Origin of the sequence: Halomonas sp. FeN2, assembly GCF_020595105.1 — a bacterium.
Lineage (GTDB): Bacteria > Pseudomonadota > Gammaproteobacteria > Pseudomonadales > Halomonadaceae > Vreelandella > Vreelandella neptunia.
Genome location: NZ_CP074200.1, coordinates 4,026,625 through 4,052,448, shown reverse-complemented (window position 1 = coordinate 4,052,448; position 25,824 = coordinate 4,026,625). Strand labels below are relative to the sequence as shown.

The 25,824-nt window shown below is 56.5% G+C and carries 20 protein-coding genes; 6 read left to right on the top strand and 14 right to left on the bottom strand.

The genetic code is table 11. The features are described 5' to 3' along the window. Positions 1-82: 82 nt before the first annotated feature. Positions 83-1,015 carry a glycosyltransferase family 2 protein gene (locus KF947_RS18665; RefSeq protein ID WP_227404769.1) on the bottom strand — a complete coding sequence of 311 codons (933 nt, stop codon included), beginning with the start codon at positions 1,013-1,015 and terminating at the stop codon, positions 83-85. A gap of 130 nt (positions 1,016-1,145) precedes the next feature. On the opposite strand from KF947_RS18665, the gene KF947_RS18660 reads away from it, so the two are divergent. After that, positions 1,146-2,075, top strand: a complete 930-nt coding sequence (locus KF947_RS18660; protein ID WP_223289056.1) for a glycosyltransferase — start codon at positions 1,146-1,148, stop codon at positions 2,073-2,075. Between the two features lie 19 nt (positions 2,076-2,094). Here the strand turns inward: KF947_RS18660 and KF947_RS18655 are convergent, their stop codons facing one another. The 7 genes from KF947_RS18655 to KF947_RS18625 form a co-directional block, all read right to left on the bottom strand. Next, entirely contained in the window at positions 2,095-3,474 is a 1,380-nt protein-coding gene (locus KF947_RS18655; protein WP_227404768.1) for an undecaprenyl-phosphate glucose phosphotransferase, read from the bottom strand. 10 nt (positions 3,475-3,484) lie between these two features. Then, positions 3,485-4,975, bottom strand: coding sequence for a TolC family outer membrane protein (locus KF947_RS18650; RefSeq protein WP_227404767.1), 1,491 nt, complete (start codon positions 4,973-4,975; stop codon positions 3,485-3,487). Continuing rightward, the gene (locus KF947_RS18645) at positions 4,975-6,351 is read right to left on the bottom strand and encodes an HlyD family type I secretion periplasmic adaptor subunit (RefSeq protein WP_227404766.1); all 1,377 of its coding nucleotides are present in this window, start codon (positions 6,349-6,351) and stop codon (positions 4,975-4,977) included. The genes KF947_RS18650 and KF947_RS18645 overlap by 1 nt, the downstream gene beginning before the upstream one ends. Further along, a complete protein-coding gene (locus KF947_RS18640; RefSeq protein WP_227404765.1) occupies positions 6,348-8,105 on the bottom strand; it encodes a type I secretion system permease/ATPase in 1,758 nt (585 codons plus the stop codon). Before KF947_RS18640 ends, KF947_RS18645 begins: the two co-directional genes overlap by 4 nt. A gap of 326 nt (positions 8,106-8,431) precedes the next feature. Continuing rightward, entirely contained in the window at positions 8,432-9,697 is a 1,266-nt protein-coding gene (gene glyA, locus KF947_RS18635) for a serine hydroxymethyltransferase (protein ID WP_227404764.1), read from the bottom strand. 170 nt (positions 9,698-9,867) lie between these two features. Continuing rightward, the gene (locus KF947_RS18630; RefSeq protein ID WP_227404763.1) at positions 9,868-11,271 is read right to left on the bottom strand and encodes a hypothetical protein; all 1,404 of its coding nucleotides are present in this window, start codon (positions 11,269-11,271) and stop codon (positions 9,868-9,870) included. Between the two features lie 672 nt (positions 11,272-11,943). Continuing rightward, positions 11,944-12,399: an REP-associated tyrosine transposase gene (locus tag KF947_RS18625; protein WP_227404762.1), complete on the bottom strand. Its 456-nt coding sequence runs from the start codon at positions 12,397-12,399 to the stop codon at positions 11,944-11,946. A gap of 667 nt (positions 12,400-13,066) precedes the next feature. On the opposite strand from KF947_RS18625, the gene KF947_RS18620 reads away from it, so the two are divergent. The 5 genes from KF947_RS18620 (at position 13,067) to KF947_RS18600 (ending at position 16,841) form a co-directional block, all read left to right on the top strand. Further along, positions 13,067-13,327, top strand: coding sequence for a DUF4258 domain-containing protein (locus KF947_RS18620; RefSeq protein WP_227404761.1), 261 nt, complete (start codon positions 13,067-13,069; stop codon positions 13,325-13,327). After that, positions 13,324-13,515, top strand: coding sequence for a DUF2283 domain-containing protein (locus KF947_RS18615; RefSeq protein WP_227404760.1), 192 nt, complete (start codon positions 13,324-13,326; stop codon positions 13,513-13,515). Before KF947_RS18620 ends, KF947_RS18615 begins: the two co-directional genes overlap by 4 nt. Positions 13,516-13,897: 382 nt before the next feature. Further along, positions 13,898-14,341, top strand: a complete 444-nt coding sequence (locus KF947_RS18610) for a LexA family protein (protein WP_133733739.1) — start codon at positions 13,898-13,900, stop codon at positions 14,339-14,341. Positions 14,342-14,372: 31 nt separating this feature from the next. Then, positions 14,373-15,674 (top strand): Y-family DNA polymerase, encoded by a 1,302-nt coding sequence (locus KF947_RS18605; RefSeq protein ID WP_227404759.1) that lies wholly within the window; start codon positions 14,373-14,375, stop codon positions 15,672-15,674. A gap of 57 nt (positions 15,675-15,731) precedes the next feature. Then, the gene (locus KF947_RS18600) at positions 15,732-16,841 is read left to right on the top strand and encodes an LBF_2804 family protein (protein WP_227404758.1); all 1,110 of its coding nucleotides are present in this window, start codon (positions 15,732-15,734) and stop codon (positions 16,839-16,841) included. Positions 16,842-16,845: 4 nt separating this feature from the next. Here the strand turns inward: KF947_RS18600 and KF947_RS18595 are convergent, their stop codons facing one another. The 6 genes from KF947_RS18595 to KF947_RS18570 all read right to left on the bottom strand — a co-directional run bounded on the left by KF947_RS18595 (position 16,846) and on the right by KF947_RS18570 (position 25,809). Then, positions 16,846-18,309, bottom strand: a complete 1,464-nt coding sequence (locus KF947_RS18595) for a sodium-dependent transporter (RefSeq protein ID WP_227404757.1) — start codon at positions 18,307-18,309, stop codon at positions 16,846-16,848. A 75-nt stretch (positions 18,310-18,384) separates the two neighbouring features. Continuing rightward, positions 18,385-19,608 (bottom strand): YbfB/YjiJ family MFS transporter, encoded by a 1,224-nt coding sequence (locus tag KF947_RS18590; protein WP_223289064.1) that lies wholly within the window; start codon positions 19,606-19,608, stop codon positions 18,385-18,387. A gap of 1,068 nt (positions 19,609-20,676) precedes the next feature. After that, entirely contained in the window at positions 20,677-21,699 is a 1,023-nt protein-coding gene (locus KF947_RS18585) for an IS110 family transposase (protein ID WP_227404756.1), read from the bottom strand. Between the two features lie 453 nt (positions 21,700-22,152). Next, positions 22,153-22,509 carry a hypothetical protein gene (locus tag KF947_RS18580; protein WP_133733404.1) on the bottom strand — a complete coding sequence of 119 codons (357 nt, stop codon included), beginning with the start codon at positions 22,507-22,509 and terminating at the stop codon, positions 22,153-22,155. Continuing rightward, positions 22,496-23,902, bottom strand: a complete 1,407-nt coding sequence (locus tag KF947_RS18575) for an acyclic terpene utilization AtuA family protein (protein ID WP_227404755.1) — start codon at positions 23,900-23,902, stop codon at positions 22,496-22,498. Before KF947_RS18575 ends, KF947_RS18580 begins: the two co-directional genes overlap by 14 nt. Next, a complete protein-coding gene (locus KF947_RS18570) occupies positions 23,899-25,809 on the bottom strand; it encodes a TRAP transporter permease (protein ID WP_227404754.1) in 1,911 nt (636 codons plus the stop codon). The genes KF947_RS18575 and KF947_RS18570 overlap by 4 nt, the downstream gene beginning before the upstream one ends. Positions 25,810-25,824: the final 15 nt, after the last annotated feature.

Genomic DNA, 25,824 nt, shown 5'->3' with positions numbered 1-25,824 from the left:
TGTTGAATTTGGATAGGTGAATAGAAGGTGCCAGGCCCTCTCCCCACTCCAGGCAGAAATAAGGGCGAAGATGTTACCTTAGTCACCCTTTGTTAAGAAGAGCGGCTACGCGCATGGCCAGGTTACCTTGCCATGTTTGACGGTATACCCGCGCCTTTATTAAGCCTTGAAGGCGTTGCCATGGGTTACCGTGGCGGGAGCATCGGTAGTGGTCGAAACTCGCTTGATGCTGGGGTTCAAGCCAGTCTCGGTGGTCCGCCAGGGCGGTCAAATTGCGGTCGATTTGCATACGGTGGCCTCCTTGCCACAGATGTTTGATGCGCGTTAGCAGGCTTTTAATCCCGCGCTGCATGCCGATGAGGTTACTGGCGTGCTGACGGTAGTCTATACAGGGGGTGCTGTCGTAAACCACTCGCCCGCCGCAGCCACTGATCAACAGGTAACACCACCAGTCGTGCAGGCCGGTATCCTCCCCGTGGGGCGAACGTTGCAAGCACTCCCGCGCGGCCTGGTTAAACACCATGGTGTTGCCGCTGGCAATGTTTTGCACCAGGGCATTGTTAAAACCCGGCGCGCGCGCTTGCAGCGTGGAATAACCGGTTGGCGTGCCCTGCTCGTCCACCAGCTGCGCTCTGGCGGTATACAGCTGGGGCTGACTGGGCGGATACGCGGCTAGCCGTTCTACTGCCCGTGTGAGCTTTTCGGGATGCCATCGGTCATCCTGGTCGGCAAAGGCGTAGTAGTCGCCTTGAATGGCGCTATTGCGCACCAGCGACATAAAGTTGGCGGCAAACCCCTGCTGTTTGCCTGGGTAAATTTTTAGCCGTTGCTCGCCCCAGCGCCGCTGGTAGGCCTCTAATAGGCGGCGGGTGCCAGGCAAGGGGCTATCGTCTGAAACGTGTAGCGTCCAGTGGGCGTGCTGCTGGCCCTCAATCGAATCTAGCTGCTCTGATAGATACGCCTCACCGTTATAGGTTCCCATTAAAATGGCAACATGCGGGATGGAGGGGGGCATGCGGGTGTCCATACTTGTACTCAAAACACGATTGCTCCGTGTCACTCGGCTGACCAGCGGGTAGTATACGCGCTTGCTTGGCGGTTTTTTATAGCCGGACTCCATTCACTTTTTTGAGCTTGATTGATTTATGGCCGCTGCTGTTCCTTCTTCTCCTTCCATTGGGTTGTGTGTGCCGACACTTAATGCTGGTGCCTTGTGGCGTGACTGGCTTGTACGCACTCAGCCTGCCGCCAAGCACTTTCGCGTGCTGGTCGTGGACTCCTCTTCCGACGATGAAACAGCGGCCATTGCGCATGAGTTTGGGTGTGAGCTGCTAGTGATCGAGCGCTGTGACTTTGATCATGGGGGCACCCGGCAGCGGGCACTTCACTACCTAAGTGACTGCGATATCGTTATTTTTCTTACCCAGGATGCATTGATAGCTGATCAGGATGCGCTTGCGCAGCTGGTCGCGGCGTTTGATGACCCCGGCGTGGGGGCGGCTTTTGGACGCCAGTTACCCCACCCTGATGCCTCACCCATTGCGGCTCATGCCCGCTATTTTAACTACCCTGATGAGTCCCGGGTGGTGGCGACGGCGGATATTCCCCGGCTGGGTATTAAAACCGCCTTTCTCTCCAACTCTTTTGCGGCGTATCGCCGTGAGGCGCTTATCAGCGCGGGCGGGTTTCCCGAAGGTACGATTCTGAGCGAGGATATGATTGCTGGCGCACGGTTGCTAAAGGCGGGTTGGAAGCTGGCTTACTGCGCCGAGGCCTGCGCTCTACACTCCCATAACTATTCGCTGGTGGAAGAGTTTCAGCGCTATTTCGATATTGGTGTGCTGCATCACCGTGAGGCCTGGCTGCTGGATTGGTTGGGCAGGGCTGAGGGGGAAGGCGGCCGCTTTGTGCGTTCGGAGTTAAGCTATTTATGGCGTCGAGCGCCCTGGCGGCTGCCGGAGGCTGGGCTGCGCACTTTGCTTAAATATGCGGGGTATCGGTTGGGCAAAAGTGAAGCCAGGCTGCCGCTTGGGGTAAAACGCCGGCTCTCTATGCATAAGCATTTTTGGCTGTAGGCAGCGCGTTGGCGTTGCTTTAGGGCTGGTAGTTGATAAACCCGCGGGAAATCGTCATCGCCAGAATCTTTAAGTCAAACCCCAGCGACCAGTTATCAATGTAGTAGAGGTCGTACTCTACCCGTTTCTGCATCTGCTCTAAGGTGTCGGTGTTGCCGCGATAGCCGTTTATCTGCGCCCAGCCTGTCATGCCGGGTTTGACCCGGTGCCGCTGCATATAGTTTTGGATAACGCCTTGGTAATACTTGTTGTGATCCAGGGCGTGAGGGCGCGGCCCGACCAGCGACATTCTTCCCTGCAGTACGTTATAAAGCTGGGGTAGCTCATCCAGGCTTGTGCGGCGTAAAAAGGCGCCCAGGGGGGTGATGCGCGGGTCGTTTTGGCAGGCTTGCTGGGTGTTCGTTGCCTTATGGACGCTCATGCTTCTAAATTTGTAGATGCGGAAACATTTGCCGTCAATACCGTGGCGGTGCTGTTTGAAGAGCACTGGCCCACCCATTTTCCACTTTACCAATGCGGCAATCAGTAGCATCACCGGCAGGAAAACAATAAACAGCAGCCCGCCCAGTAGACGGTCTTCCAGGTTTTTAATAAACCTTAGCGGGCCGCTGTCTAAGGGGCTGTAGTTAAGCTCTAACGAGTAGAGACCGACGACTTGCGCCATGCGGTGGTTGAGCAGGCGAATGTCGGACAAGTCGGGGAAGTAGCGCACGCTGACGGGAATGTTAATCAAATTGGCGGATACCAGGCGTACTTTGTCTCCGTCGCTGAGTGGGTAGGTGAGCCAAATTTCATCAAACGCTCTATCAAAGGCGCTCTCTTCCGCCAGGGTGTGGAGCTGTTTATGGAAGTGGTCGGAGTCATCATCCGTGTAGGCGCTCTGGAGCTGATAGCCTGCGTACACCATGGCGTTGAGGTGGTTTGCCAGCCTTTCGAGATTGGCCTGACGGCCGATAATAACGATACGTTTGCGGTTTTTACCCTTGGCGCGGAGGTTTCTTAGGTAGATATAGAGGGCGGCTCGCATCAGGCTGCCGGTGGTGAGCACGGCTAACGAGGATAACCCCATCCAGAGTCGCGAGAAGTTTTGGGTATTATGGGTGGCCACAAGCAGTAAGCTAAGCAGCACAATGGTCGCTAGCCAGCTAAGGCCATACACGCCCAGCATGCTGAACAGGCTGCGCCCGCGCCATGGCTGATACAGCCCCAGCAGCTCACCAATGGCGGGTAGCAGCAGGCCGCCAATGAGCATTAAAAAGAAGTAGTCGTCTTCCTGGTAGTTGATGTGAGACATGCTCAACAGTATCAACCAAGAGACCGCCACGGCGATTGCGGCGTCAAAGCAACGCATGGCTCGCCTTAGCCAGTCGTTGCTTTGAGTGCCTTTCAGCGCTGCCATTGGAGTAGGTTTATCCTGACGTGGTAGCGGTTAGATCAGTTAACGATAGCAGCAGTGCCATCACATTACCCAAGTCATCACTGCCCAGCTCCCCTACGGCTGACTGAAGCGCTAAACTGTCCAGGGCGTACTCACCAATGGTATCCACATACTGTATGCGCTGGTCGTAGAGGCTGGCGCGGGCGTCGAGTACGTCTACCAAATCACGCAGCCCCAGCTGTTCGCCTCGCTCGGCGGCTTCTAAAAATAGCTGGCTGGAGGCGATGGCTTGTTTGAGCGCTTCAATACGGCGCACGTGGCCATTTAAAGAACGTAGCCGCTGGCGGACTTCCTGCCCGGCCAAATTGCGCTGGTTATCAAACGCTGCCTGGCTGGCATTAATGCGCTTTTCACCTTGGCGTACATTGGCTGTGGTGTAACCGCCGCGATAAATCGGCACGCTCATCTCGACACCGGCGCGGTAGTCTTCACTTTCGCGCAGTACGTCGTCGCTTGTGCGGTCGGAGTAGCTGAGGTTGAGGTTTACCTCTGGGTAGTAGCCCGCCCGGCGGGTGCTGGCGTCGGCTTCTGAGATACGCTGCTCCTGGCGCGCTAACAGCACATCCAGGTTTTGCCCGGTGCGGGCTAGCCAGTCGTCCTGGGCACCCCATTCGCTGTTGAGAGAGACCTCGGACAGTTCGCCGATGGCTAAACCGCGAAATTCGGGCAGCGTACCGGTTAGGCGTTCCAGGATGCTCAGGGCGTTATCAAGCTCATTTTCTGCCTGTACGGCGTCTGAAATGGCCTGGTCTAGTCGTGACTGCGCTTCCAGCAGGTTGATGCGGTCGCCCACTCCCAGGTCGTAGGCACGCTGTGCCTGACGAACCTGTAATTCCAGTGACTCTTGCTGAGACTCTAATAACCCGAGGCGCTGAGAGGCCAAGTAGGCCTGTACGTAGGCTTCGCTGACTTGCAGTGCAAGGTCACGCTCTACCACGGCCAGCTGGAGTTCGGCGGCGTTTACCTGGGCGTCGGCTACATCCATGCCGCGCCAGCGCTCTAGACTAAAAAGTGGTTGCTGTAGCTGCACCTGCCAGTAGTTCTCTTCAATTTCACCGGGCCGCTGGGCGGGTTGGTCGAGGCCAAAATCGTCCGGTGATGTTTGTATATTAGTGGAGTCTTGCCAGAGGTAGCCACCGGTGGCGCTTACCTGGGGCAGTAGCTGTGAACGCGCCATGGGGATCTCTTCCCGGGTGGCTTCTAGCTCATAGCGCTGGCGCGTGAGGTCTGCGTCATGCTCCAGCGCACGGCCAAAAAGCGCCGGTAGCGAGGGTAGCGCTGCGGGAGAACGAGTGGCCTGTTCCAGGGCGGCCAGCTCTTCCATGGCGGCGCCCCCTGCGGGCATATCCTGCTGTGCATAGAGCGGTGAAGCGATGAGGCTAATCGTCAGGGCCAGCGGTACTGTGCGTGACCAAGCGCCCATTACCCGAACAAAGGGGTATTGGCTGGATATTTTCGGCATTAATCCTCCCGTAGGGCGCGAGCCAGCATATCGGTGATGGGCTTGGCTATGTAGCTGGCAAAGGTGCGTTCACCGGTACGAAGCATGACTTCCGCAGGCATGCCGGAGAGTAGCTGCATGCGGTCATTCATTTGTGTGTACCCTTCTTCGGTGACGCCTACCCGGGCACGGTAGTACTTAGCCCCCGTGGCTTCATCTTCAAAGCTGTCCGCACTGACGTAAATCACTTCACCATCAATAACATCAGTTAAGCGTTGATTGAAGGCGCTAAAGCGTATTTCTGCAAACTGACCAATATGAATATTGTCGATATCTCGGGTGGGAATACGCGCTTCTACGACGAAACCTTCATTGGAGGGGACAATATCCATGATTTTGTCGCCTGGGCGTATCACCGCCCCTACGGTGTGCACTTGACGCCCTACGACGGTGCCGGAGACCGGGGCGGTGACCACTGAACGCTCCACCTGATCACGGAGCGAGATAATCTGCTCTTCCGCTTCGGCTATTTGCGCCTGGGCGTCGCGTAGCTGTTCACCGACCTCTTTTTGGAACTCCTGCTGCTGAATTTCGCGCTCCATGCTGTTTTCGCTGATTTGCGAACGCAGTTGGGCAATGTTGGCACGAAATTCGGCATTATCGCCTTCGTACTGCAGCACTTGCCGCTCTAACTCACGCAGGCGCTGGTTATCTCCCAACCCTTCACGATAGAGCGAGCGGAAGTCTTCGGCCTCAGAGCGTAGCGAGCTGATGCGATTAACGTTGACGCGGATGCGCTCTTCCAGCCCTTCGATTTGTTCGCGCATCTGCACGCTCTGCTCATCCAGCGCTTCCAGGGTGCTTTTCAGTGACTGGCGACGGGCGGCGAAGAGGCTTTGCTGCACTGCAATCACTTGCTGAACGCGAGGATCATCGGTGTCTTGAATATCTTCGGGGATTTCCATCATTTCTGCCCCGGCCTGCTCGGCAAGCAGGCGGGCTTCCATGGCGCGGTTAATCAGGTAGCGCGAACGGGCAATGGCCAGCTGGGAGCTGGCCTGGGTGTCACTTAACACCACCAGGGTGTCACCGGCCTCTACTTTGTCGCCATCTTCCACTAACAGCTGCTCGACAATACCGCCTTCCAGGTGCTGTACGGTACGTTTGAAGGACTCAATTGAGACGCTACCCGGTGCTACAACGGCAATGGCCAGGGAGGCGGTCACCGACCAGAGAATAAAACCGCCCAGGGCTATAAAGAGGATGGCAAAGCCGAGCTTGCGGTAACCTTTGTCACTGGTGGGCAGCTTTTCACTCGCTTCACCGTCGATGGTCACCGGCTCTTTGGGGGTGACGTCGATCTCTGACGTGGGCAGGTTGCGTTTTTCGTCGCTCATGACTTCTCCTCATTACCACGGCCACCGGGGATGGCTGAGAGGCGGGTAGCGCTTTGCTGACTAACTTGCTCGCGGGGCTTTTTGGCAAACTGCGCCAACACTTGGTCGCGTGGCCCAAACATGCTGACCTGCCCTTCTTTCATCACCAGCAGCTTATCCATATTTTTCAGTACGCTGGTGCGATGGCTGATGACGAATAGCGTGGCGCCTTCGGCTTTCAACTGGGCGATAGACATCGCCAGCGCTCGTTCACCGGCATCGTCCAAGTTGGCGTTGGGTTCATCCAGCACGACCAATACAGGGTTGCCGTACAACGCCCGGGCCAGCCCCACACGCTGACGCTGGCCACCGGAAAGCGCCCCGCTGCTGGCAGAGATCACCGTGTCGTAACCGTTGGGCAGCTCCAGAATCATTTCGTGCACGCCTGCTTTCTTGGCGGCGTCGACCACTTTTTGCGGGTCGATAGTGCCAAAGCGGGCAATATTTTCACTGATAGTGCCGTCAAACAGTTCGATATCTTGGGGCAAATAGCCAATATAAGGACCGATTTCATCGCGGTTATATTGAGTAATCACCCCGCCATCCAGGCGCACATCACCGACCTGCGAGGGCCAGATACCCAGCAGCACCCGCGCCAGGGTTGATTTACCCGCTGCGCTGGGGCCAATAATGCCGACGTGTTCGCCTTTGGGCACGCTAAAGTTGATACCGCGAATGGTTGCCATGCGCGACCCAGGCGGTGCGGCTGCCACACCTTCTAACGCGACCACACCCTGAGGCGCTGGCAGCGACATTTTGCGCTCTTCACTGGGTATTTGCGTTAACAGTTCATTGAGGCGCTCGTAAGCACCGCGGGCGCTCACGAAGCCTTTCCAGCCGCCGATCATCTGATCGATAGGCGCCAAAGCACGCCCCATCAGAATAGAACCGGCAATCATCATCCCAGCGGTCATTTCGCCGCGCAGCACAAGCAACGCGCCAAGGCCAAGAATCAGCGATTGGAACAGCAGACGCAGTACCTTGGAGGTATTGGTTAAAGCGCCAGCCCGGTCACTTGCCTGAGACTGCTTCGATAGGAATTCGTGATGACGTTTCGACCAACGCCCCATAATGCCCGGCAGCATGCCCATGGCATGCAGCACTTCGGCGTTACGTAAATTGGAGTTGGCCAGGTTTTGCGCCTGAATATGCTCACTATTGGCTTCGGCAAGCAGCTTTTTGGTGGCTTTTTCGTTGGCGACGGCCAGCGCTAGCAGAATAATGCCTGCACAGGTCGCGAATACCCCCAGCCAGGGGTGAAACAGAAAGAGGACGCCGAGGTAAACGGGTACCCAGGGTGCATCAAAAAAAGCAAACAGGCCATTGCCGGTTAGGAACTGGCGCAGGCTGGTTAAATCACTCAACGGTTGCGCGCTTTGGCTGCCCTGGGCCACTAAGCTGCGGCGGAACATGGCGCTGTAGAGGCGTTCGTTAATCGTGGTATCGAGTTTGTTACCGACACGCACCAGCATGCGCGAACGCACCAGCTCTAGCCCGCCCATGACCATGAACAGAAACACGACCACCAGGGTGAGCATTAACAAGGTGTCGACACTCTGGGTAGAGAGCACGCGGTCGTATACTTGCAGCATGTACATGGGTGGTACAAGCATCAGCAAGTTGACAAACATACTGAAAAAGCCCACCGATAAGAACGAACTTTTGCAGGTTTTTAATGCACGCTGCAAATCCGTTGCTTCCTGTTGCTTTGCCATGGAGGGTTCACCGTTGAATCGAAGAGGCGTCAAGCGCAGAAAATTAATCGCAGCATGTTAACAGAAACGCTGCCGCAGGGGGTAGGGGCGCTCGTTTTAGTGTCAGGATTAGTATCTTCATTACTGGCGTGTAATAGGTACGCGAGCGACAAGAAGTGCCAGCTAGGTTTTCCCTGCCGCGGAAGGATAGGCGGAAATCGCGAGCTGAAGTTCTTTCCCCAAGCACTGGAGCAACTTTTAGTTTTAGCCTAATAACGAACGGGCGACCCTATTGGGCCGCCCGTTCTTTGTGGCTATCCTTCGCCAAGGAGACTGGTTATGGCTGCTTACTTGTAAACCGGAAGCCGTGCACACACCTCGGCTACTTTATCCAGCACCTGGGCTTCGATGGCGCTGGTGTCTTCGCCCTTGGCCAGTACGTCCAGAATGTCGCAGATCCAGCCTGCCAAGGTACTACACTCTTGTTCACCGAAACCGCGCGTGGTCACTGCCGGGGTGCCAATACGCAGCCCAGAGGTGACAAACGGGCTTTGCGGGTCGTTAGGAACGGCGTTCTTGTTCACGGTGATGTGGGCACGACCCAAAGCAGCGTCGGCATCTTTGCCGGTTACGCCTTGCTTGATCAGCGAAAGCAGGAAGAGGTGGTCTTCGGTGCCGCCGGAGACGATGTCGTAACCGCGATCGATAAACACCTTGGCCATTGCCTGGGCGTTCTTGACTACCTGCTGCTGGTAGGTTTTGAACTCGGGCTCCATCGCTTCTTTGAAGCAGATCGCTTTCGCCGCGATTACGTGCATCAAGGGGCCGCCCTGACCGCCGGGGAAAACCGCTGACTGCAGCTTCTTCTCGATATCAGCGTCGTTTTCCGCTGAGAGAATCACGCCACTGCGGGGGCCGCGTAGGGTTTTGTGGGTAGTGGAGGTGACCACATGGGCATGGGGTAAGGGGCTGGGGTAAACGCCCGCCGCTACCAGACCAGAGACGTGGGCCATATCAACCAGTAAGTAAGCACCTACTTCGTCGGCGATTTCACGGAACTTGGCCCAATCGACAATTTGTGAATAGGCTGAGAAACCGGCGATGATCATTTTGGGTTTGTGCTCGCGAGCAAGCTGGGCCACTTGAGCGTAATCAATTAACCCATGCTCATCCAGACCGTACTGAATGGCGTTGTAGTGCTTGCCGGAAAAATTAGGCTTGGCACCGTGGGTCAGGTGGCCGCCTGCATCCAGGCTCATGCCTAAAATGGTGTCGCCTGGCTTAACCAGCGCTTGGAACACCGCGCTGTTGGCTTGCGAGCCGGAGTGGGGTTGAACGTTTACGTAGGTGGCGCCGAACAGCTCTTTGGCGTAATCAATGGCCAGGTTTTCAGCGATATCGACGAACTCACAGCCGCCGTAGTAGCGCTTACCGGGGTAGCCCTCAGCGTATTTATTGGTCAGCTGGCTGCCCTGAGCTTCGAGTACGCGGGGGCTGGCGTAGTTTTCGGAAGCGATCAGTTCGATGTGGGCCTCTTGGCGCTCCACTTCTTTCTGCATGGCATCAAACAGCACATCATCGAATCCGGCAATTGTCATATCGCGGCTGAACATCGGCGGGAACCTCGTAACGAGAAAGGGTCATCATGGGAGAAGCGAGGGCGCTATCATAACGCAGCCTGACGCGACTTTCATCGCATCCGCGTCAGGTCGTACATGAACGTGCTTCATGTTGCCTGGGGCATAAAATGCTGACCGAATGGACAACCAAGCGTCTTACGGGGCTACTTTAACTCAAAGGTAAACCTTAGCTGCTCTGCGCTCCCCATCGGGTTCATTATGAGCTGATTAAGGGTAAAGGGGTTGGGTAGCCCTACATTAACAGTGAGCTGCTGGGAATAACCGGCCATGATATCGACCATTGCCGTCATCAGTTTGGTGACCTGCGGGCCGAATAACTGACCAAGCTGCTGAGCCTGAGCCAGGGTTTGGGAGATCACCCGCTCTTCGTTGCCCCCCTGCTGGGCGGCTATTTCGGTCGCTAAACGCGGCAGCATTCCTTCATCGGAGTAAGTAACAACGAGGTCGCCGCCATTCAGGGTTGCCGACTCCAAAAGCGCGGGGTTGCGTGTGGCCTGCTCGATAGTGGTGCCAGCAGGCAGTGTGATGGGAAGGTTCATGGTGAACTCCAGCCCGGCGGCGCCAGTCAAGGTCAAGGCGCCTTCGGATATCAGCCGGTTCTCCTTGCCTGCTTCTTCCCAGCGGGAGTGGCTATATCCATCGGCTCTCAGTTCTCCGGTGCCCCCGGTAAGGACATTGCTCAGGCTCTGAAATGCTTGGCGGTCTTCAAGGGGCACAAGGTGAATCAGTTCGGCGACATCGAAATAAGCCCCCTCAAAGCCCGCGTCGCCGCTATAGCTACTGCCGTTTACCCAGAGTCGCTCAAGCACAGCCTGCCAGTTGTCGCCAATCAGGCTGAAGCCGTTCAGCTCGGCGTGCTCAACGCTTTCTTCCCCGGTGCGGTCTAACCCGACCAGCTGTTCAATACGGAGATTCGCCAGCGCGAGTTCAGAGGTGATGCCACTCTCCAGGTCTGTGAGTTCGGCGCTGACGTCCTCTATTTCTAGAAGCTGCAGGGCGTTGCGACTCAATCCTTCCAGGGTAAACCCACTGATGTGGATTTGGCCTTCCGGGTAAGTCGTGTTCATGTCGTCCAAAACACTCTCGGTTACACCCCCATCTAGCCGGAGCGTGATATCGCGAGCGGTTATGGCCTTGAAAGCGACATTTTCCACTGCCTGATCCACGTCTTCGTTGGAGAATACTGCCCGGGATGGTTCGGGGAGTACTAGTGTCGCGATGCTGAGAAGTGGCGCTGATTGTGCTGCTTCCCTGAACGCGATGCCATCCATCACCACTTGGTCGGGGCGTTCATAGTCTCCTTCGACGCTGTAGCGCTCGATGGTAATCGCATCACCATTGGTATGTGTGATCGCCACTTCTTCAGCAATATAGCGCTGCGTCGCTTCGTCTTCGTAAATACGGCTAAAGGTGAGTCTATCGTTTTCGCCTGCCATGCGTTGGCGGAGATCCGCTTCAAGCTGCTCGGACGAGGCACTTACCGTGCCTGAGAGCAACAGAGCCGAAAGCCCAGTGGTTAAGCGCCAGGATTTAGCGAAGACGTGCATGCCGTAACCTCCTTTTAAGATGCCTTAAGCATATCATTCCTATTTCCAATTTGGTCACTGCATATAAGGAAGGCAGCTGTGGGAGGGAGCTTTAGCTCGCGACTGTTCAGACTGCCAGCCTCATCCGACTGAGGGATGCCTGTGGCTCTTGTGGGAGGGAGCTTTAGCTCGCGACTGTTCTGGCTGCCAGTCTCATCCGACTGAGGGGTGCCAGTGGCCCTTGTGGGAGGGAGCTTTAGCTCGCGACTGTTCTGGCTGCCAGCCTCATCCGACTGAGGGGTGCCTGTGGCTCTTGTGGGAGGGAGCTTTAGCTCGCGACTGTTCTGGCTGCCAGCCTCATCCGACTGAGGGGTGCCAGTGGCCCTTGTGGGAGGGAGCTTTAGCTCGCGACTGTTCTGGCTGCCAACCTCATTCGACTAAGAGGTGCCTGTGGCACCCTTCGCGCGCTAAAGCGCCCTCCCACAATAAACTGCCAGCCTGATAGCGTGGCTCTTGTGGGAGGGAGCTTTAGCTCGCGACTGTTCTGGCTGCCAGTCTCATCCGACTGAGGGGTGCCTGTGGCACCCTTCGCGCGCTGAAGCGCCCTCCCACAATAAACTGCCAGCCTGATAGCGTCCCTTGTGGGAGGGAGCTTTAGCTCGCGACCATCCGAGCTTCCAGTTCAAATGGAATCTAAAGCCAAGCTGCATTCCAAAAGCTGTAGTGGTTAATATTGGCGACAAGTCCTGCTCTTAAAGGGTTACCAACTATGTAGCGGGCAACAGCTTTTATATCTTCCTCTTTACGAATCATTCGATCATGAAAGCCATCCTGCCAAATACGCTCTCCAACGTCTAAGGAGACATAGCTTTTATAACGACGTACAGCTTCCGAGAGCTCGCCATTAAGCTGCAATAGCCAATGTATATGGTCAGGCATTACAACATAGGAAAGCGTGTTTGCAACGAGTGTGACGCGGGGTTGATAGAAACTTTTGGAAGCAGAACAGGCATGCTCAAACGAGAGAAAGTAAGGATAGCGTTTTCGGGTAGCAACGGTGATCAAGTAGTGACCACCCTCTATGGAATACCTACCACGCCTCAGCGCACGGCTATTCTGCATTTTCTTAAAGCCCCAAACGATGATCATGCTCGGCAGCAACCTTAAATCCTAACTTTAACTCGCTAAAACTAAAGCTTTCAACCTTCTCAATGCTCTATAAGAAGCAGCTTTAGTTCGCGAACACTTAAACTTCCAGCCCCCCAGTTCGCCCGCTAAAGCGGCCTCCCACAATATGCTCCCAGCCTAATAGCCCCCTTGTAGGAGGCAGCTTTAGCTCGCGACCCTTCAAGCTTCCTGCTCCCCCGTTCGCCCGCTAAAGCGGCCTCCCGCAATATGCTTCCAGCCTGATAGCCCCCTTGTAGGAGGCAGCTTTAGCTCGCGACCCTTCAAGCTTCTTGCTCCCCCGTTCGCCCGCTAAAGCGGCCTCCCACAACATGCTTCCAGCCTGATAGCCCCCTTGCAGGAGGCAGCTTTAGCTCGCGACCCTCCAAGCTTCTTGCTCCCCCGTTCGCCCGCTGAAGCGGCCTCCCACAATATGCTCCCAGCCTAATAGCCCCCTTGTAGGAGGTAGCTTTAGCTCGCGACCCTTCAAGCTTCTTGCTCCCCCGTTCGCCCGCTGAAGCGGCCTCCCACAACATACATTCAGCTCTGTGGCTATATGCTATTCTCATCTGTTAAATGCTTTGCTTCTTCAATAAAACTATTGATGTACAAAAAAGTGTATCCATGACATCTAGCCCAGGGCGCGGTTGTAATGTATTCCAATCGTTTTAAGCGCAATGTGCACGTTACACGCCACGCGCGGGAACGTATGCAGCAAAGGGAGATTGATGAAGCACAGCTATGTGAGCTGCTAGAAACGGGTGAAACCCGCTATAAAGATCAAGCCAGGCTATGGATCGCTAAAGCGTTCGCCCACCGCTCCGACAATCTTGTCTGTGCTGCAGTAGTATTAGAAGATCAGCTAATTGTAAAAACAGTGATGCACCATTTTGAATGGGAGGAAATGTCATGAGAACGACCTATGATGAGGCCGATGATATTTTGGTACTCCATTTATCCGAGAAGCCGATCACGAAAGAGGTTTCTCAAGATTGGCATACGCATATCAGCTATGCAGAAGACGGCACAATTGCTGAAATTGTTATTTTGGATGCATCAAAGCAAGGTGCTTGGCCTTTGCTAAAAAGCCATGCTGCCTAAAGTCCAGTAACCTAATCACTGGGAGATAGCTCTAACTCGCAGCCATCCGAGCTTCCAGCCTGATAACCCCCTTTGTGGGAAGGAGCTTTAGCTCGCGACCCTTCAAGCTTCCAGCCAAACACCCCTATTCGCCCGCTGAAGCGGCCTCCCACAATAAACTGCCGGCCTGATAGCGCCCCTTGTGGGAGATAGCTTTAGCTCGCAACCCTTCAAGCTTCCGGCCGAATACCCTGTTCGCCCGCTGAAGCGGCCTCCTACAATAAACTGCCAGCCTGATAGCGCCCCTTGTGGGAGATAGCTTTAGCTCGCGACCCTTGCATTTTCCTTCGCCCTGCAAAATACTGTATATTTATACAATACCCCAAGAATCAGGATGCCGACGATGCCGGGCCAGTCAGCTCACTTTACGCCAGCCTTGCCGTTAAGCTCTCAGCCGTTGCCTTATTTAACCTTTATGGGCCGCGCTGGTTTTAGCGGCTTTCCTTCGCCTGCTCAGGATTACGAGCCATGCACGCTGGATCTCAATACACGCCTGGTTAAAAACCCCACCGCGACGTTTTATGTCACCGCCACCGGCGACAGCATGGAGGGCTGGGGAATTTTTGAAGGCGACCTGCTGATTGTTGACCGCAGTATCGAGCCGCGCCTGGGGCATATTTTGGTCGCTATGCTGGAGGGCGAGGCGTTGGTTAAACGCTACGCGCTTTACCGCGGCACACCGCACCTCTGTTCGAGCCACCCAAACTACCCGCCGCTGCCCCTTGAAAGCAGCGACTGCCAGCTTTGGGGCGTGGTGCGCGCGGTGGTGCATGAGTACTTACGTTGAACAAGCTACTTACGTTGATTGAGAGGTGGCGATGATCGGTCTCGTCGATGCCAACAACTTCTATGTCAGCTGCGAGCGGGTTTTTCAGCCCAAGCTGGAAGGTAGACCTGTGGGAGTGATGTCAAACAACGACGGCTGCGTGATCGCCCGCTCAGCGGAGTTGAAAGCGCTGGATATCCCCATGGGCACACCCGCCTTCAAGCTTGAAGGGCTGCGCCGGCGCGGCGAGATCCATCTTCTGTCGTCTAACTATGAGCTCTACGGCGATATGTCGGGGCGGCTGACTCAACTGCTACGCGATGCCTGTCCAGAGGTTGCGCCCTACTCGATAGATGAGATGTTCGTCTATCTGGAAGGGTTAACCACAGAGCAGTGTGAGGGGCTGGGGCGGGAATTACGCCAGCGTATCCGCCGCTATTTGGGGTTACCGGTCTGTATTGGGCTGGCCCCCACCCATACGCTCGCCAAACTGGCCAATCACCTTGCCAAGCAAGCCCCTCACTACCAAGGCGTTTGCTTGCTTAATGGGCAGGATCACACTACGGAGGCGTTGCTCAAACGGACGCCGGTGGGCAGTGTATGGGGCGTCGGCCACCGGCTTGCCGAGCGTTTGGCCATTGGCGGTGTTAATACCGCCTGGGACTTGCGCGAAAGCAATGAAAAACAGCTCCGCAAGCGCTTCTCGGTGGTACTAGCGCGTACGGCGCTTGAGCTACGCGGCGTACCCTGTTTGACGATGAACGCGCTAGATAAACCCCGAGAGCGCATTATGACCTCCCGCTCTTTCGGACAACCGACCGGTGTGTTTGCAGAGGTGCATAACGCGCTGCGCCGTCACGCGCAGCGCAGCGCTGAAAAACTTCGCGAGCAGCGCAGTTTAGCCCGTGCGGTGATGGTATTTCTCAACACTAACCGTCATCGTCGCGATCAGTTGCAATACTTCCCGCAGGAGCTGATCGCCCTGCCCTCACCAAGCGACGATACCCGGGTGATCCTTGATGCCGTCCGCCAAGGTCTTGAGCGGATTCATCGCCCCCGCTACCAATTTATGAAGGCCGGCGTAATGCTGCTGGATTTAGTAGATGCCGAACAGTACCAAATGTCGTTACTGCATCAACCTGCCCGCGATCGCCACCCGTTTTTGATGGCCACCATTGATCAGATCAACCAGCGCATGGGGCAAGGCACAATCAGCTTTGGCATGACGAATGCACCAGCCGCCTGGCAGTTACGCTGCGCCCATCGCTCTAATCGCTTTACCACACGCTGGGACGAACTAATGAAAGTGGGCACTCACCCAGGCGCTATCGATGCGTGTAGTTCGCGTACGTAACCGTTACCCTAGCGTTTATCGGATTTAACGGACGCCAACGCAGGAAGCGCTTTTTTCATGTCTCTGACTCGGCCAGATAAAGAGTACGCCCCAGCCCCTGGCTTAGCGCAGCGTTGGGCTAGCCGCTATGTACAGCGCTATTTACGCCGCCACCCGCCACTTGATTCTCCCGACCCACATGCCTTGAAGCGAGCACGGCGCTGGATCATCGCCTGGGCAGCGCTCGCGGGCCTGATTTCCGGCACCCTGATTGGCAGCGCCGAATGGTGGATGCGGGAATTTGCCACCGGCCACTGGGAGAACATGAATTTAAGGGAGCAACTTCCCTACTGGGCTGGCTATCTGGCCGTAGCAGGCGTTGTAACCGCACTGGAGATCGGCTTTTTATACTGGAACGCGCTGCGCGGCGTAGCGAATATTACCCGCTTGGCAGGTCTACGTTATGGGCAAACGGAAACGTTGGAGCCCGATATTCAGCTGACTGTTCACGGTGTTTCCCGGTCGGCGTTGGAGTATCCCAGCCCGGGTAGCCTTATTTATGGCGTCGATCCCCACGCCTACCTGCATGGTTGGAAGCTCACGCTTAAAGCGCTGCTTTATCGCTTAAAAATCAGCTTAAGCAGCTTTCTACTGCGTTTACTGCTGCGTCGGCTATTGGGACGACTGACGCTGCGCGGTTTTCTACCCGTTTTAACCGGGCCGCTATACGCTGTATGGAACGCCTGGATTGCCGCACGCATTATTCAAGAAGCTTATTTACAGGCCCGTGGCCCCGCCCTGGTTAAGCACTTAATGGAAACGCTAACGAACAGCGATGAACACACCCGCCGCCTAGTGGCCCAGGGCGTTGGCGAGCTTATTATGCGCAACCAACACCCCCACCCCAACCTGGTGCTGCTGTTGGCTCGCCTGCTGAATAGCCTGCCTGATAAACCACAGGCGATAGACGTTGATTGGCCAGCCGCGCTACAGGACTATGCGCAACTTACGGGTGAGTCACGTAAAGCACTGCTTAATGCACTTACCCAGGCGACGCTACTGAGCGGCACCTACAAAGGCTCACGCAAGCGGTTCTTAACAGAGGTGTTTACGACCTGCCAAACGCCGCTGCGCAGCGATGAGGTAAAAGCTCAGCAGCAGCGTTTGTTGTCGGGGCAAGTGCCGTAGCGTATTACGCTGCTTTCAGCGCTTGGCGCAGCCGCGGGCTTAACGTTTCGCCCAGCACCACCATGGCGACCAGAATCGCCAAGAGCCACGGCCAGTGCACTGAAAACGTCACGCTATAAAGCCCTAGCACGTTGGCAAAAATCACCAGAATACCGAGCGGGCTGACATAGCGAGCCATCAGCAGCCATAGCGCATAAAGGCGCGGGTTAAGGCCAAGCTCATCGCGCATGATATTGATGTTGAGCACAAAGCCCGCCATCACGACCGTGCCCAGGCCCCCTAGCGGCATCAGCCAGCGTGACGTCAGGTAGTCTAGCCAGTCAAAGAACGTCTTACCCGCCAGCGTCCAGTCGGCGCCGACATTAAACGAGAGCATCGCCGCCGTGCTGATTAACCACAGCACAATGCCCGTGCTCCACGCCGCCGAACGCCGCGAGAAGCCTTTGCTATCGCATAGCCACGATATCGTCGCTTCGACCATGGATATCGACGAGGTGAGCGCGGCCATAGAGAGCATGATAAAGAAAAGAATGCCAAACAGTGTACCTAGCGGCATCGCTTGAAACGCAATGGGCAGGCTCATAAAGATCAGCCCCGGGCCCTCTCCAGGATCCATGCCATTGGCAAAAATAACCGGGAAAATGGCCAGCCCCGCCATCAGCGCAACCACCGTATCCGCCAAGGCAACGCCGAGCGTTGTACGGGCAATCGAGGTGTCTTTGGGCAGATAACTGCCGTAGGTCATGATCGCGCCAGCAGCCAACGAAAGCGTAAAGAACGCATGTCCCAACGCCGCCAGCATCCCCTCGCTGGATAGACTGCCGGTGTTAAACGAGAACAGAAACGCAAAGGCATCGCTAAAGCCGCCGGAGAATGCGCCAAACACAATCAGTACCAGCAGCATGATCACCAGGCCGGGCATCATCCAGCGGACGTTTTTCTCAATCCCCTCCTGCACGCCTTTACCAACAATGACCATGGTCGCCAGCGTTACCAGCGTGCTCCAGAAACCTAGATTCCAGGGGTTGGCATTATTAGCGCCAAACACGGCCGCCAGTTCCTCAACGGTGCCGCCGCTCAAACCGCCGGTGAGCATTTTCCAGAGATACGAGAACGACCAGCCCGCCACCACGACATAAAATGATAGGATCATAAAGCCGCACAGCATCGACATCCAACCAAACAGCGACCACGCCGATGAACGCCCAGACTCGTTCACTACCCGGCGTACGGCATCAATTGGACTACCGCGGCCACGCCGCCCAAAAGCGATTTCGGCCATCATGACCGGTACACCCACAGCCAGGATACACAGCAGATAAACCAGCACGAAGGCACCGCCGCCGTACTCCCCCGTCATATAGGGGAATTTCCAGATATTGCCCAGCCCTACCGCAGAACCGGTGGCTGCCAACATAAATCCCCAGCGGCCTAGCCACTGGGTACGAGGTTGCCCTGAAGTGGTCATTTGCGCAGTTATCCTGTCTAAAAAAGCCGCCTATCCTAGAGGATTTTGCGGGCAAAGCCCACCAGGCCCCGGCCCCTAGGCGTACACCGAGGCTTTGGCTGCGGCATCCAAGCGCTGGGCGGTTTGATCTACCCGGCGCAAACAGGCCAGCAGCACGACGCCAAGCGTAACAAAACCGCCCGCCAGCCATAGTCCAACGCCATAATGGCCAGAGGCTTCAGCTAACATACCGGTTAACGCCGGGGCGCATATCTGGGCGGCGCCGTATGCCAGCGTCATCTGCCCCATTAATCGAGCAGGGCTGGCGGGATAGAGCCTGCCCGCCATTGTCAGCACTAAGCTGACACAGCCAAGGAAGGTGCCGCCATAGAGTACGGCGCTTAGCAGCACCACCGCTGCATTCGCGGTAATGGCTGGGAGCACAATACCAATAACTTGAATGCTCATAGCGATCATCAGTGCCATTAAATAACCCACTCGACGGGCGACTAAATCCCATAGCATGACGGCAGGGGCGGCGGCTAAACCGGCCAAGGCGAACGTCCAGTTGCCCATCCCTGCCAGCAACGGCTCACGCTCAACGATGGCAACTAAGAAGGTAGCGCTGATGACATAGCCGTAACCGGCGCAGAAGTAGGCGGCGAGCATCCAGCGCATAAAAGTTCGTGTTGGCGGCATAGCGGTTCGGCTACTTGCCACGTGAGCCCCCGCTAGCGGCCTTTCCGGCCGCGGCAGCCAGCGCCAGGCAGGCACCAGCAGCACGGCACCCAGCAGGCTAAAGCCCCACCATTGGGTCTGCCAGCTAAAGGAAAACTGGAGCATCATCTCAACAGCCACCGCCGCGACAATCATGCCTAGCCCCAAACCGGCAAAATGAATTCCCAGCTCGCCGCGCTGGCGATGTTGGATTAACCAGTGAAGAATCAGCCCTGACGCTAATAGCATTGCAGCGCTGCTTGAAAGACCCGCCAGAAAGCGCAACCCTGCCCAAACCCAGAAGTGATCGGTAAGCGCCATACCCGCCGTCGTGATTACCGCCAGGATTAAACCACAGCGAAATAGCGTGTCTTTAATATAAATACTGCGAATAGAGGCGGCCAGCACTGCCCCCAGCATATAGCCCGCGTAGTTAACCGCGGCCAGCCAGCCGCCATCGGCGTCTCCCATCCAGGTCTGCTGCTGCATCACCGGTAGCAATGGGGTATAGGCAAAGCGCGCGATGCCAACACATAATATTTGGCTAAAAACGCCCGCCATCAGCACTTTGAAGCGCTGGGCACCTAGCGTTGCAACGGTCATGGGGCTGCTCCTGAACGGCTCATTAACGACGACTTAGCGAGCGTTATGTTAATGACTCTTCGTCATTCGATATAGAGTTATTGCTGCCAAGCTGAAAGTTGACCTGTGGGAGGGAGCTTTAGCTCGCGCCCCTTCAAGCTTTCTGCCTACCCCCTCTTCGCCCGCTAAAGCGGCCTCCCACAACATGCTTCCAGCCTGCTGGCGCCCCTTGTGGGAGGTAGCTTTAGCTCGCGACCCTTCAAGCTTTCTGCCTACCCCCTCTTCGCCCGCTGAAGCGGCCTCCCACAATATGCTTCCAGCCTGAGAGCGCCCCTTGTGGGAGGGAGCTTTAGCTCGCTCCCCTTCAAGCTTTCTGCCTACCCCCTCTTCGCCCGCTAAAGCGGCCTCCCACAACATGCTTCCAGCTTGAGAGTACCTCTCGTGGGAGGTAGCTTTAGCTCACGACCCTTCAAGCTTTCTGCCTGCTCCCCCGTTCGCCCGCTGAAGCGGCCTCCCACAATATGCTTCCAGCCGGAGAGCGCCCCTTGTGGGAGAGAGCTTTAGCTCGCGACCCTTCAAGCTTTCTGCCTGCTCCCCCGTTCGCCCGCTAAAGCGGCCTCCCACAATATGCTTCCAGCCTGAGAGCGCCCCTTGTGGGAAGCGGCCTCCCACAATATGCTTCCAGCCTGAGAGTGCCCTTGTGGGAGCCTGAGAGTGCCCTTGTGGGAGGGAGCTTTAGCTCGCGACCCTTCAAGCTTTCTGCCTGCTCCCCTGTTCGCCCGCTGAAGCGGCCTTATATGGATCCGTCCCGTTGAGCAAGCAAGCCACGAGATGCACACGGATGAGGACTGCACGCTTATATCCGGCCTTTGATGGTAGCGCGACTACCTGGCCCTGATGGAATGCGCACTCTCTGCTCTTAATCTCCCACGCGGCCTCTCAAGGGGCCTAACAGCTTCACAGAGTGACAGAGAGTCGGTCTTACCTGTGTGCCATCAAATGTCTTACTCACGCAACCTCGGGTGTGCTTACTTCAAACGATAATATGACTTTTTCTAAGTACCTCGTAGAGGCAACTGCCTCACTTTTCTAGGCTTGATAAGAGCGTTGATGAGCGAGTATCGACCAGCAAATTCGCGCCATTTTATTCGCGAGGGCCACAATCGCCTTTCGCTGACCTACCCGTGCCGCCAGCCGTATGACCCATTGAGCCAGTCGGTCGGGGTGTTCTTGACGTTGAAACTGCCTCAAAGCCGCCCTGGCACCATGAACGAGTTGGCGCCGCACCTCGCTGTTGCCACGTTTGGTGATGCTTTTTAAGACGTTCTTACCGCCACTTGAGTACTGCCGTGGCACTAAACCAATAGAAGCGCTAAATTGCCGTCCATTAGGGAAACGCTTGGGATCCCCCATATGACTGACGAGCAAGGTGGCATTGACAGGGCCAATGCCAGGAGCGCTCATCAGCTGCTTCGTGCAGGGAGAGGCCTGAACATACGCCTCTAGTCGTTTGTCGTACTCGGCGATGCGCGTGTCGAGTGCTAGCCACTCATCTAAGAGGTCATGGATCACGTTGCATAACGTGGCTCCCAACTGATCGTGACGCTCGTCTAGCCATTGGCGTATATCCCCTTGTCGGATAACCCGGTGGCCTTGAGCCACAATAATGCCAACCTCATTTAACAGTCCGCGCAGCTCGTTGCCGACCGCCGTCCGAGCACGCACAAGGCGGCTGCGTACCCGGTGCAGTGCTTGTAGCGACTGCTGTTCCTGGGTTTTCACTGTCACGCGCCGTGTCGCCGGGCGTGCAGCCGCTTCGGCGATACCGGCGGCATCGCGTGCATCATTTTTATGCCCCTGAATAAACGGTTTTACGGCTTGTGGAGGGAGCAGTTGTGCATCGTGACCAAGCTGGCTGATCTCACGAGCCCAATAGTGAGCGGAGCCACACGCTTCCATGGCCACGATGCAGGGCGGAAGGTTCGCCATCACTGTTCTCAACTGATCACGTTTGATCTTTTTGCTAAACACTTTATGGCCACTGTCATCAACGGCATGAAGTTGAAAAACATGCTTGGCAAGATCAATACCCACAATGCTAACGTTGTTCATGGATGGATCCTCTTTCAAGATGCCGTCAGTGTTCTGCGCACGTTAGATGAAGTACTTCTTCATCTTGGCACAGAGGGACGGATCCATCCCATTTCCCACAATACACTGCCAGCCTGAGAGTACCTCTTGTGGGAGGGAGCTTTAGCTCGCGACCCTTCAAGCTTTCTGCCTGCTCCCTTCTTCGCCCGCTAAAGCGGCCTCCCACAATATGCTTCCAGCCTGAGAGTGCCCTTGTGGGAGGGAGCTTTAGCTCGCGACCCTTCAAGCTTTCTGCCTGCTCCCCCGTTCGCCCGCTGAAGCGGCCTCCCACAATATGCTTCCAGCCTGAGAGTACCTCTCGTGGGAGGGAGCTTTAGCTCGCGACCCTTCAAGCTTTCTGCCTGCTCCCCCGTTCGCCCGCTGAAGCGGCCTCCCACAAAAAATGGTGGGCTTAGTGGGTTCGACCTGAACCGTCTAGCTCGCATCAACCTCCATGCTTAACAGCAAAAACGATAGCGTTTTGCCATGCCCATCCAAATTGAGCGCGCCATTAACACCGCCCTGCAGCACGTCATCAATCACGAAGTTCATGCCCGCCAAATTGGGCAAAGGGTAGCGTCGCACTCGGCTGGCACCACGGTGAGCAAACAGCGCCAGCACACGCTCCTCGGTTACCTGCTCCAGTAAGGTGGTGTAGTGGTCTGGGTCATAGGCAAACAGTGCCACATTCAGGCGTTCCCCTTTATCACCTGCTCGGGCGTGGGCGAGTTGGTGAAGAGCGACTGAGGTATCCGAGCGCACCGCTGTTTGCGTGGGTTCAGCTTGCAGCATAACGTTCACTCCTGCGTTCGCCGGACGGCGACGATTCATACAGACTGGCATGGGGATGAATATCGCTACGCTTTACCAAATAAGAAGCGGTAAACACTCGCCTTTGAAATTGACGCCGCACGCCGCCGCCGCCCGCGGGCCCAGCACAATAAAGCGCCAATAGCTCCTGGGTGGCGCGAGCCACCCAGCGCCGCTCGCTGTGCTCGGCCGCCAGCCGCAACCGATAATCGCCGCTGGCAGACGCTGAAGCGCTGCGCTGCAGCTCACCGCTATCGCTATCGAATACGCTGGCCAGGCCAATGATATCCAAGCGAGTGCGCAGCTCGGCAGGGGCTCGAAACACCAATCGTTCACGCAAGACCTGGGCTGCAAGCTGTGCCCTTGCCAAGGCGTTCGGGCCGGCATAGGAGATTTCCGCCTCCCCCTGCCAGCCGCCTTCATAGCACACGGTGGTTTTGAGTCGCTCGGGCGCAGGCTTGCCGCGAATTCCCGTCACCGCCACGCGGTTGGGTGACAACTGACGCACATCTGCGTGGGAAAGATCCACCGTGACATCCGGGGTTAGATAATTCGCCGGGTCATGCACTTCGTAAAGCAGCTGTTCTTTCACCGTCTGCTCGGTAACACAGCCACCGGTATTGGCAGGCTTGGTAATAATAAGGCTGCCATCCTGCTCCACTTCAATAATCGGATAGCCCACCGTGGCGAGCCCGGGCACGTCTTTAAAACCCGGATCGGCAAAGTAGCCGCCGCTTACCTGGGCGCCACACTCAGCCAAATGCCCCGCCATCATTCCGCAGGCCAGGCGATCCCAGTCATCCCAACGCCAATCGAAGTGGTGCATCAGCGGCGCTAAAAACAGCGCCGGGTCGGCAACACGACCTGTAACCACTACATTCGCCTGCATGGCCAACGCCTCTGCCAGCGCCTTGGCCCCCAGGTAGACATTGGCTGAGATCAGGGCGTCATCGCCTGGTAACTCCAGCCGCTCGGCCTCCCAGCGCTGTAAGTCCAAGCTATGTAGCTGCTGGCGGATATCGTCACCATGCACCTGGGCAATGCATACATCCCCGCGCCCAAGCTGTGCCGCCAAGTCAGCAATTACCTGACAAGCACCACTGGGGTTCGCCGCACCAAAGTTGCCTAAAATCTTAATATCGTGATCCAGGCAGTCGCGCAGCACCGGCGCCAGCAGCTCGTCTAACAGCGGTTCAAACCCGCTTTCGGGATCATCACGCATCGCGCGGTGGGCTGCCGCTAATGTCCGTTCACCCAGGGTTTCAAATACTAAAGCGGAAGGTTGCTGTCGCTTGATTAACTCTGCCACCACCGCCACGGCCGCATCGGTACGGTCACCGGAAAACCCCGCCCCGCTGCCTAATAAAAAGCTCATAGCTGGGTCTCCTTGGCCTGAAGAGAGGGGTGGTCGCCCACGACAGGCTCCTGCTCGTCTCTCAGCAGCAAGCGGCGGCGTATAAATAGCCCAATGATTAGGGCTAGCGCTGCCAGCGTGGTCAGCCAGCCGGGTGTCAGCGCAAGTCCAATCACCGCGATCAGACCCACGACATCGACCACGCGCTTACCCGTCATGGCTACCCGGGACATCAGTGCGGCAAACGCCATCACAAAAACGACCCCTTGGCAGCTGGCCAGAACGATCTCCAGGGCAGAACCAAACCCTGCCAAGGCTGGGTAGATCAGCAGCAGGAAGGGAATGACATAAATAGCCGCCGCCAAGCGCACTGATTCAACCGCAGCAGGCAGCCAGTTGGTGTCGGCAATACCTGAGGCCACGAACACCGCAATACAGACAGGCGGTGTAATCACTGACAGGGTGGCGAAGTAGAAAACGAACAGGTGGGCAATCAGCGGCTCAACGCCGATGGTAGTGAGCGCTGGGGCCAGTACTGATGCCGCCAGCACATACGCTGCCGTGGTCGGAATTCCCATGCCCAAAATCAGGCAAACGCCGCCGACGATAAAGGCGACCAGGAACAGCGACTCACCGCCTACCGTGACAATCAAGCTGGCTAAGGTCACACCGATGCCGGTCATACCAATCATCGCCACCAGAATCTGCGCCCCGGCCAGCAGCACGCCGATAATCACCATGCCTTTACCTGCATCTACTAAGCCTGCCACCAGCTTGCCAAGGATATCGCGCAAGGGCATTTTGGCCATGAGCGCAAAAGGGACGAACGTTAGCACGGTCATTAAGATGCCGTAGAACGCCGACATTTGAATCGAACGGCCACTAAGCACGCCGTAAAACAGCCCGCCTAATGCAGCCAGAATGGGAATAATTCGTTCAGGGCGTATCACGTCTGACCAGCTTGGCAGCTCATCATCAGGCACTACCTGCAGTTGGCGACGCTTGGCGACGAGGTGAATAGTGACAAACACCCCGAGGTAGAAAAGGATCGCTGGCAACAAGGCCGCCAAGGCGATACGCAGGTAACTTTCGCCTAGAATCTCCGCCATGATAAATGCCGCAGCGCCCAGGATCGGCGGTGCGATTTGGCCGCCGGTCGAGGCCACCGCTTCTACCCCAGCCGCGAAGGGTCGTGGGTAGTTCAAGCGCTTCATCATGGGAATGGTAAAATTGCCAGTGGTGGCCACATTAGCCACGGCACTGCCGCTGACCATGCCAAACAGCCCGGAGGCCACCGTGGCCACTTTGGCAGCACCGCCCGGCGAGCGGCCGCTAATACGCAGCGCCAGATCCATAAAGGTATTACCGCCCCCCGTGTGCAGCAGCAAACAGCCGAACAACACGAAAGCAGCGATAGTGGTGGCGGCGACACCCACCAGCATGCCCCACACGCCTAAATCGCCGAGGTAGATGGTTTCGGTCATGTAATACAGATCAAAACCACGGTGACCGATCGGCCCTGGAATGGCTGCTCCAAACCACGCATAGGCCAATCCCACTAACACCAACAGTGGAAAGATCACGCCGATGGCACGGCGTGACAGTTCCAGAATGGCCACTAGCAGTACGCCGGTCAGCAACATATCACGAGGTGTTGCCCAGGGGAGTTCGACCAGAATTTGTTCGTAGTTAAGTGCCACATAACTACAGGCATAAACCACTCCCGCTGCCAGCACCGCATCAATAGCAATGCCCAGCGGGCGCCAGCGTTTGCCTTGCCCTAACGGGTAAACGGCAAGCCCTAGCAAAATGACCAGCGCGAGAAAGATGCTCCGCTGAATCAAACTCTCGAACGGCCCAGTGGCGGAGGTATACAGGATTAGCCCACCCAGCAGGAGCGCCAAGCCTTTGGTGACTGTCTCGCGCATGATCATCTTCTCCAA

Bases quoted from the DNA above. Each gene is read 5' to 3' on its own strand.
- KF947_RS18665 (WP_227404769.1), bottom strand. From the start codon at position 1,015: ATGCCCCCCTCCATCCCGCATGTTGCCATTTTAATGGGAACCTATAAC.
- KF947_RS18660 (WP_223289056.1), top strand. From the start codon at position 1,146: ATGGCCGCTGCTGTTCCTTCTTCTCCTTCCATTGGGTTGTGTGTGCCG.
- KF947_RS18655 (WP_227404768.1), bottom strand. From the start codon at position 3,474: ATGGCAGCGCTGAAAGGCACTCAAAGCAACGACTGGCTAAGGCGAGCC.
- KF947_RS18650 (WP_227404767.1), bottom strand. From the start codon at position 4,975: ATGCCGAAAATATCCAGCCAATACCCCTTTGTTCGGGTAATGGGCGCT.
- KF947_RS18645 (WP_227404766.1), bottom strand. From the start codon at position 6,351: ATGAGCGACGAAAAACGCAACCTGCCCACGTCAGAGATCGACGTCACC.
- KF947_RS18640 (WP_227404765.1), bottom strand. From the start codon at position 8,105: ATGGCAAAGCAACAGGAAGCAACGGATTTGCAGCGTGCATTAAAAACC.
- glyA (WP_227404764.1), bottom strand. From the start codon at position 9,697: ATGTTCAGCCGCGATATGACAATTGCCGGATTCGATGATGTGCTGTTT.
- KF947_RS18630 (WP_227404763.1), bottom strand. From the start codon at position 11,271: ATGCACGTCTTCGCTAAATCCTGGCGCTTAACCACTGGGCTTTCGGCT.
- KF947_RS18625 (WP_227404762.1), bottom strand. From the start codon at position 12,399: ATGATCATCGTTTGGGGCTTTAAGAAAATGCAGAATAGCCGTGCGCTG.
- KF947_RS18620 (WP_227404761.1), top strand. From the start codon at position 13,067: ATGTATTCCAATCGTTTTAAGCGCAATGTGCACGTTACACGCCACGCG.
- KF947_RS18615 (WP_227404760.1), top strand. From the start codon at position 13,324: ATGAGAACGACCTATGATGAGGCCGATGATATTTTGGTACTCCATTTA.
- KF947_RS18610 (WP_133733739.1), top strand. From the start codon at position 13,898: ATGCCGGGCCAGTCAGCTCACTTTACGCCAGCCTTGCCGTTAAGCTCT.
- KF947_RS18605 (WP_227404759.1), top strand. From the start codon at position 14,373: ATGATCGGTCTCGTCGATGCCAACAACTTCTATGTCAGCTGCGAGCGG.
- KF947_RS18600 (WP_227404758.1), top strand. From the start codon at position 15,732: ATGTCTCTGACTCGGCCAGATAAAGAGTACGCCCCAGCCCCTGGCTTA.
- KF947_RS18595 (WP_227404757.1), bottom strand. From the start codon at position 18,309: ATGACCACTTCAGGGCAACCTCGTACCCAGTGGCTAGGCCGCTGGGGA.
- KF947_RS18590 (WP_223289064.1), bottom strand. From the start codon at position 19,608: ATGACCGTTGCAACGCTAGGTGCCCAGCGCTTCAAAGTGCTGATGGCG.
- KF947_RS18585 (WP_227404756.1), bottom strand. From the start codon at position 21,699: ATGAACAACGTTAGCATTGTGGGTATTGATCTTGCCAAGCATGTTTTT.
- KF947_RS18580 (WP_133733404.1), bottom strand. From the start codon at position 22,509: ATGCTGCAAGCTGAACCCACGCAAACAGCGGTGCGCTCGGATACCTCA.
- KF947_RS18575 (WP_227404755.1), bottom strand. From the start codon at position 23,902: ATGAGCTTTTTATTAGGCAGCGGGGCGGGGTTTTCCGGTGACCGTACC.
- KF947_RS18570 (WP_227404754.1), bottom strand. From the start codon at position 25,809: ATGCGCGAGACAGTCACCAAAGGCTTGGCGCTCCTGCTGGGTGGGCTA.